Consider the following 6,312-nt stretch of genomic DNA (forward strand, 5'->3'; position numbering starts at 1 on the left):
GTGTCTCCATCTGTGCCGTGGGCCGCCGTCGCGGCCTTCGTGCGGTGGGCTGGCCCGATCCGATCATGCCGGTGTGACAGATCAGGGCAGCTGCTTGATGCGGATCAGGTTGCCGGCGGGGTCGCGGAACGCGCAGTCGCGGACGCCGTAGGGCTGGTCGATGGGCTCCTGGACGACCTCGGCGTCGCCGGCCTGGAGCTTCTCGAAGGTGCCGTCGAGGTCGTGGGTGGCCAGCAGGATCCACCCGTAGGTGCCCTTGGCCATCATCTCGACGATGGTACGGCGTTCCTCGTCGGTGACCCCGGGGTCGGCGGCCGGCGGCGCCAGCAGGATGGAGGTCTCGGGCTGCCCGGCGGGGCCGACGGTGATCCAGCGCATCCGGCCCTGCCCGACGTCGTTGCGGACCTCGAACCCGAGGACGTCGCGGTAGAAGGCCAGGGAGGCGTCCGGGTCGTCGTGCGGCAAGACGGTGGTGTTGATGGTGATGTCCATGGCAGTCAGGCTAGGTGCGCGCCGACGGTGGGCGCTTCTCGATTCCTGATCGGCCTGGTCACCTGTTTCGCCACGCACGGCGGCAGCTCGCTCGCGCCGCCGGCCGCCGCCCGGGCCCGGTAGGTGCTCGGCGGGATGCCGACCAGCTCGGTGAAGCGGGTGCTGAAGGTGCCCAGCGAGGAGCAGCCGACGGCGAAGCAGACGTCGGTGACGCTGAGGTCGCCGCGACGCAGCAGCGCCATCGCCCGTTCGATGCGCCGGGTCATCAGGTAGGCGTACGGGGATTCGCCGTAGGCGAGGCGGAACTGGCGGCTGAGGTGCCCGGCGGACATGTGCGCGCCCCGGGCGAGCGCCTCGACGTCCAGCGGCTGGGCGTACTCCCGGTCGATCCGGTCGCGGACCCGGCGCAGCCGGGCGAGGTCACGGAGCTGCTGCGCCCGGTCGGAACTGCTGGTCACCTGCCCGATCGTGCCACGTGGCGCCGGGGTTGCCCACCGCGTTCGCAGTGCGTGTCGGGTGCGCCACCGGCGGCCGTCAGCGGGCCCGGGTGCCCCGGCGGGCGGGCACCGCGCTGCCGGCGACGGCGGTGGCTGGCGTCAGCACCACCACGGCGAGGGTGAGCCAGACCGGCAGCTTGCCCACCGGCAGTGCGAAGACGAACACGTTGTCGACCGACAGCGCCTTCTCCAGCAGGTAGCCGGAGTAGTAGGCCGCTGCCGGGCCGCTGCCGCGCCACAGCCGGATCACCAGCCCGAAGGTGACGCCCGCGATGATCCACGCCGCGCTCCGGAGCAGCGCCTCGCGCAGGTCGATGACGAGGTGGTCGCGGTGGGCGAACACGTCGACGGCGAGCATGACGGCGATGACCGCGCCGACCGCCACCCAGGCCCACAACGGCGCCTCGAACGTGATCTGGTCCATCCGGCGTCCTCCGCACCGCGCCGGGCCGCGTCGCCCCCGAGCCCGGGCGAGGCGCCGGCCGGGGTACGGCGGTCCGGTGAAGTCCGCGCGCCGGCGCGGTGCGGGGTCGCCTCAGCGCAGCCGGCGGGCGCCGAAGCGGGTGGGCGGGTCGGCGATGGCGTCCTGGGCGGCGATGAGTTGCAGCTCCCGGGTGCCGGCGGCCAGGGTGGCCTCGAGGACGGCGTAGATGGAGTTGGTGGTGCGCTCCAGCGCCGTCTCCGGCGATCCGGTCGTGGCCAGGTGGGCCAGGTAGAGCGCGGCGGTGACGTCGCCGCCGCCGTTGGGACTGATCGGCAGCAGCGGCGTGGTGACCGCCCAGGCGCCGGCGTCGGAGACGGCGACGACCTCCAGGGACCCGGCGGGCAGGTCGCCGTGCAGCACGCTGGTGACGAGCATGTGCCGGGGTCCGGTGTCGCGGACGACGTCGACGGCGGCGAGCAGGTCGTCCAGGGTGTCGGTGCGGCGGCCGGCGAGGAACTCCAGTTCGAACTGGTTCGGGGTGACGATGTCGGCGCGGGGCACGACGGTGTCGCGCAGGTACTCGGGGATGCCGGGGCGGACGAACATGCCCCGGCCGACGTCGCCCATCACCGGGTCGCAGCAGTACAGGGCGTCGGGGTTGGCGGCCTTGACCCGGGCGACCGCGTCGAGGATCACCGCGCCCATGGCCGGGTCGCCCTGGTAGCCGGACAGGACCGCGTCGGCGGTGCCGAGGACGCCACGGTCCTCGATGCCGGCGATCACCTCGGCGACGTCGGCGGGGGGCAGCAGCGGCCCGCGCCAGGCGCCGTAGCCGGTGTGGTTGGAGAAGTGCACGGTCAGCACCGGCCAGACCTCGTGCCGGAGGCGTTGCAGCGGGAAGACGGCGGCGGAGTTGCCGACGTGACCGTAGGCGACCGACGACTGGATGGACAGGATCTTCACCGGCTCATCGTCGCATCCGCGGCGGCGGTGCTGGCCGGGTGTCGGTGCGCAGGCGGGCGTGCACGTGCATGTCGTGCCAGCCGTCGGTGTGCCGGGCCGCGGCGCGGTGGGTGCCCTCGGCGGTGAGGCCGGCCCGTTCGGCCACCCGGCAGGAGGCCAGGTTGGCGGTGGAGTGCCGCACCCAGATCCGGTGCAGGCCGAGGCGGTCGAAGCCGAAGGCGGTCAGGGCGGTCAGGGCGTGGGTGGCGACGCGCCGTCCGCGGGCGGCGGGCAGCACCCAGTACGACACCTCGGCCTGGGCCTCGGGCAGGTCGACCGCGCGGAGGCTGATCTGGCCGAGCACACCGGTGCCGTCGGTGATCGCCCAGCCGGCCCCGGTCTCCTGCCGCCAGCGGCGTGGCCAGGTGTCGATCCAGTCGCGGGCCTCGTCGTCGGTCATGGCGCGGCAGTGCCAGCGGCGGATGTCGGGGTCGGCGTACGCGGCGAGGACGGCGGGCCGGTCCTCGGGGCGCCAGGGGCGCAGGAACAGGTCGCCGGCGTCGAGGTCGGGTTGGTGGTGGCCGGCGAGGGCGCCCGGGGGCAGGGCCGGGGTGGTGAGCAGCGGCATGCCGTCATGATCCGCCACGACGGGCGGTGAGGGCGGGGCGACGGCGGGTGCGGGGCCGGGCGCGGCGGTGACCGTTCGGCTCAGGGTTTCGACCGTCCGGCGCGGGGCGGGTTTCGGCGCCGCACGCGCCAGGGGCATGAAACGGATGGATCTCTCGCCATTCTCCGGAGAGGAAGCACTCATGCTTTCCGCACTCGATCGTCGGCACACCGTCGCGCCGCCGGGCTACAGCCGCTGGCTGATACCGCCCGCGGCGTTGGCGATCCACCTCTGCATCGGGCAGGTCTACGCGACCAGCGTGTACAAGAACTCTCTGATCGCGCACTTCGACACCGGTCAGACGGCGATCGGGGTGATCTTCAGCATCGCGATCGTCATGCTCGGGTTGTCGGCCGCGGTGGCGGGCACCTGGGTGGAGGCGAACGGGCCGCGCAAGGCGATGTTCGTCTCGGCGTGCTTCTGGGCGGCCGGGTTCCTGGTCGGCGCGCTGGGCATCGCGACGAAGCAGCTGTGGCTGCTGTATCTGGGCTACGGCGTGCTGGGCGGGATCGGCCTGGGCATCGGGTACATCTCCCCCGTCTCCACGTTGATCAAGTGGTTCCCGGACCGGCCGGGCCTGGCGACCGGGTTGGCGATCATGGGCTTCGGCGGTGGGGCGATGGTGGCCTCTCCCCTGTCCCGGCAGCTGCTGTCGTTCTACGACCCGGGGTACGACCCGGGCAACGCCGGTTCGACGGCGTCGGGCAGCGCGCTGGTGTGGCTGTTCCTGACCCTCGGCGTCGGCTACTTCGTGATCATGATGTTCGGGGTGTTCAACGTGCGGGTGCCGGCGGCGGACTGGCGCCCGGCCGGGTTCGACCCGGCGCGGGTGGCGGCGAAGCCGCTGGTGACCACGGCGAACGTGTCGGCGGCCAACGCGGTGAAGACCCGGTCGTTCTGGCTGCTGTGGGTGGTGCTGTTCTGCAACGTGACCGCCGGGATCGGCATCCTGGAGCAGGCCAGCCCCATGATCCAGGACTTCTTCCGGAACAACGGCACGTCGGCGGTGTCGGTGGCGGCCGCCGGCGGGTTCGTGGGGCTGCTGTCGCTGTTCAACATGGCCGGCCGGTTCGTCTGGTCGTCGACGTCGGATGTCATCGGCCGCAAGCCGATCTACCTGCTGTACCTCGGGGTCGGGATGGTGCTGTACGTGCTGCTGGCCCTGGTCGGGCAGACGGCGACGGCGCTGTTCGTGCTGCTGGCGTGCGTGATCCTGTCGTTCTACGGCGGCGGGTTCGCCACGGTGCCGGCGTACCTGCGGGATCTGTTCGGCACGTTCGAGGTGGGCGCGATCCACGGCCGGTTGCTGACGGCGTGGTCGGCGGCCGGGGTGGCCGGCCCGCTGATCGTGAACGCGTTCCTGGACGCGCAGGGCAAGCCGGGCACGTTGACGGCGGCGGCGTACCGGCCGGCGCTGTTCACGATGGTCGGGGTGCTGGCGGTCGGTTTCGTGGCGAACCTGCTGATCCGGCCGGTGCCGCAGCGGTTCCACGAGCCGGCGCCGGGCCGGGACGGTGTCGAGGGTGCGCAGCCGGTGACGGCGGAGAGGAGCGGGTCGTGAACGAGCGGGCCGGTGGCGGGCAGCGGGTCCGCGTGGTGGTGTCGTGGGTGGTGGTGTCGGTGCTGCTGGGCTACGGGGTGGTGCAGACGGTGATCACGGCGGCGAAGCTGTTCACCCACTAGCGCGACGATGCGGCGGCCCGGGGGTGCGTCATCCCCGGGCCGCCGCTGTGTCAGAGGCCGCCGGCGATGCGCAGGACGGCGCCGGTGGTGTAGGTGGCGTCGGGGCCGAGGAGGAACGCGATGGCGCCCGCGACCTCGTCGGGTTCGCCGGCGCGGCCCAGCGGGATGCGCCCGGCCGCCGTGTCCGGGCGGTCGGGCGCGCCGGACAGGGCGTGGATGTCGGTGCGGATGATCCCCGGGGCGACGGCGTTGACCCGGATGCCCCGCGGGGCGAGTTCCTTGGCCAGGCCGACGGTGAGGGTGTCGGTGGCGGCCTTGACGGCGGCGTAGTGGATGTATTCGCCGGGGCTGCCGAGGGTGGCGGCGGCCGAGGAGACGTTGACGATGGCGCCGCCGCGGGTCATCCGGCGGGCGGCCTGCTGGGCGCAGAGGACGTACCCGACGAGGTTGACGTCGACGACCTGGCGCAGGTCCTCGACGCGCAGGTCGGTGAAGGGCCCGATCGGGCTGGTGACGCCGGCGTTGTTGACCAGGCCGGTGAGCGGGCCCAGCGTCGCGGCGGCGTCGAAGAGGCGGTGGACCTGCTCGGGGTCGGTGGTGTCGGCGGCGACCGCGGCACCGCGGCGGCCGGCGGCGCGCACGTCGGCGAGGACGGCGTCGGCGGCGGCGTGGTCGCCGCGGTAGCCGATGACCACGTCGTGGCCGGCGGCGGCGAGACGGCGGGCGGTGGCGGCGCCGATGCCGCGCCCCCCACCCGTGACGATGGTGACGGAGCTCAATGTCCTCTCCCTGCCCTGGCGGTGCCGGTGACGTTACCGTGATCGGCGCGATCCCCGGTGGAGAGGACGATCACACATGACGCGGGCGTTGGTGCTGGGTGGCGGCGGGGTGACCGGGGTGGCCTGGGAGTTGGGGCTGCTGGCCGGGCTGGCGGCGCGCGGGCTGGACGTGACCGGGGCGGAGCTGGTCGTGGGCACCTCGGCCGGTTCGGTGGTCGGCGCGCAGGTGTGCTCCGGCACGCCGGTCGAGCAGCTGTACGCGGCGCAGCTGCGCCCCGCGAGCGGCGAGGTGGCGGCCCGGCTGGGCGTCGGGGTGCTGGCCCGCTGGGCGTGGGCGGGCGCCCGGGGCCGTGACGAGGTGCGGGCCCGCGCGCGGGTCGGCGCGATGGCCCTGGCGGCGCGTACCCCGTCGGAGGAGTCGCGGCGGGCGGTGATCGCGGCGCGGTTGCCGGTGCGGCGGTGGCCGGCGCGGCGGCTGCTGGTGACCGCCGTGGACGCGGCCTCGGGCGAGTTCGTGGTCTTCGACGCCACGTCGGAGGTGGCGCTGGTGGACGCGGTGGGCGCCAGCTGCGCGGTGCCGGGGGTGTGGCCGCCGGTGACCATCGCCGGCCGGCGGTACGTCGACGGCGGGGTGCGCTCGGCGGTCAACGCGGACCTGGCGGCCGGCTCGCGGGCGGTGGTGGTGCTGGCGCCGACGCGGGCCGGGTTCGGGCCGATGCCGCGGCTGGCCGCGCAGGTGGCGCAGTTGCGCTCGGCGGGCGCGCAGGTGGCGGTGGTGTCGCCGGACCGGGCGGCGCGGGCGGCGATCGGCCGCAACGTGCTGGACCC

General features: G+C 74.1%; 9 protein-coding genes. 3 read left to right on the forward strand and 6 right to left on the reverse strand.

Features of this window, described 5'->3' with window-relative positions; all coding sequences use genetic code 11:
- Positions 1-81: 81 nt before the first annotated feature.
- The 5 genes from ABZW14_RS28940 to ABZW14_RS28960 all read right to left on the reverse strand — a co-directional run bounded on the left by ABZW14_RS28940 (position 82) and on the right by ABZW14_RS28960 (position 2,983).
- A complete protein-coding gene (locus tag ABZW14_RS28940; RefSeq protein WP_355352482.1) occupies positions 82-492 on the reverse strand; it encodes a VOC family protein in 411 nt (136 codons plus the stop codon).
- 5 nt (positions 493-497) lie between these two features.
- Complete coding sequence (locus ABZW14_RS28945) at positions 498-950, reverse strand: helix-turn-helix transcriptional regulator (protein WP_355352485.1); 453 nt, start codon at positions 948-950, stop codon at positions 498-500.
- Positions 951-1,026: 76 nt separating this feature from the next.
- On the reverse strand, positions 1,027-1,413 hold the full coding sequence (locus ABZW14_RS28950; RefSeq protein WP_355352488.1) for a hypothetical protein: 387 nt from the start codon (positions 1,411-1,413) through the stop codon (positions 1,027-1,029).
- A gap of 111 nt (positions 1,414-1,524) precedes the next feature.
- Entirely contained in the window at positions 1,525-2,376 is an 852-nt protein-coding gene (gene pdxY, locus ABZW14_RS28955) for a pyridoxal kinase PdxY (RefSeq protein WP_355352491.1), read from the reverse strand.
- Positions 2,377-2,380: 4 nt separating this feature from the next.
- On the reverse strand, positions 2,381-2,983 hold the full coding sequence (locus ABZW14_RS28960) for a GNAT family N-acetyltransferase (RefSeq protein WP_355352494.1): 603 nt from the start codon (positions 2,981-2,983) through the stop codon (positions 2,381-2,383).
- 181 nt (positions 2,984-3,164) lie between these two features.
- On the opposite strand from ABZW14_RS28960, the gene ABZW14_RS28965 reads away from it, so the two are divergent.
- Together ABZW14_RS28965 and ABZW14_RS28970 are read left to right on the forward strand one after the other, a co-directional pair.
- Complete coding sequence (locus tag ABZW14_RS28965; protein ID WP_355352497.1) at positions 3,165-4,583, forward strand: OFA family MFS transporter; 1,419 nt, start codon at positions 3,165-3,167, stop codon at positions 4,581-4,583.
- Positions 4,580-4,705, forward strand: coding sequence for a hypothetical protein (locus tag ABZW14_RS28970; RefSeq protein WP_355352500.1), 126 nt, complete (start codon positions 4,580-4,582; stop codon positions 4,703-4,705). Before ABZW14_RS28965 ends, ABZW14_RS28970 begins: the two co-directional genes overlap by 4 nt.
- Before the next feature lie 50 nt (positions 4,706-4,755).
- On the opposite strand, the gene ABZW14_RS28975 is transcribed toward ABZW14_RS28970, so the two are convergent.
- The gene (locus ABZW14_RS28975; protein WP_355352503.1) at positions 4,756-5,484 is read right to left on the reverse strand and encodes an SDR family oxidoreductase; all 729 of its coding nucleotides are present in this window, start codon (positions 5,482-5,484) and stop codon (positions 4,756-4,758) included.
- A gap of 76 nt (positions 5,485-5,560) precedes the next feature.
- On the opposite strand from ABZW14_RS28975, the gene ABZW14_RS28980 reads away from it, so the two are divergent.
- The coding region (locus tag ABZW14_RS28980) for a patatin-like phospholipase family protein (RefSeq protein ID WP_355352506.1) at positions 5,561-6,312 on the forward strand (752 nt) is incomplete at its 3' end.

Origin of the sequence: Micromonospora sp. NPDC004551 (assembly GCF_040609975.1) — a bacterium.
Classification (GTDB): Bacteria; Actinomycetota; Actinomycetes; order Mycobacteriales; family Micromonosporaceae; genus Micromonospora.